The following is a 397-nucleotide window of genomic DNA, read 5'->3' on the forward strand; positions in this document are numbered from 1 at the left end:
GCATGGAATCGGATTTTTTTATGGCTTTTCAACAAGACCTTCTCGACCTAAGTGATCTCTTTAACTTCTCCGACCTTAGTACCTTTACGCACAACATCCCCGTTGAGTGGGTTGAGTCTGCATTGCGTTTAACACACTCAGCCAGTATCCGTAGGCGTCGATTGCCTGCCGATCAGGTACTATGGCTTGTCTTAGGCATGGCGGTCTTTCGTGATGAGCCCGTACATGAAGTGGCTCGGCGTCTGAACATTTGTGCCCAAGGATTGGCGTCACAAGAACTTCTGGCTCGCAGCGGTATAACCGAGGCACGTAAACGCCTCGGCGCAGACCCGGTACAATGGCTGTTCCGTCAAACAGGACAGTGTTGGGGACATGAGCGTTATCCGGGCGATCAGTG

1 protein-coding gene is annotated in these 397 nt (G+C 51.9%); it reads left to right on the forward strand.

From position 1 onward, the window contains the following. Window positions 1–20 precede the first annotated feature (20 nt). The coding region (locus QWI17_RS09990) for a transposase domain-containing protein (protein WP_302722362.1) at window positions 21–397 on the forward strand (377 nt) is incomplete at its 3' end.

This window comes from Gilvimarinus gilvus (assembly GCF_030518155.1).
Classification (GTDB): Bacteria; Pseudomonadota; Gammaproteobacteria; order Pseudomonadales; family Cellvibrionaceae; genus Gilvimarinus; species Gilvimarinus gilvus.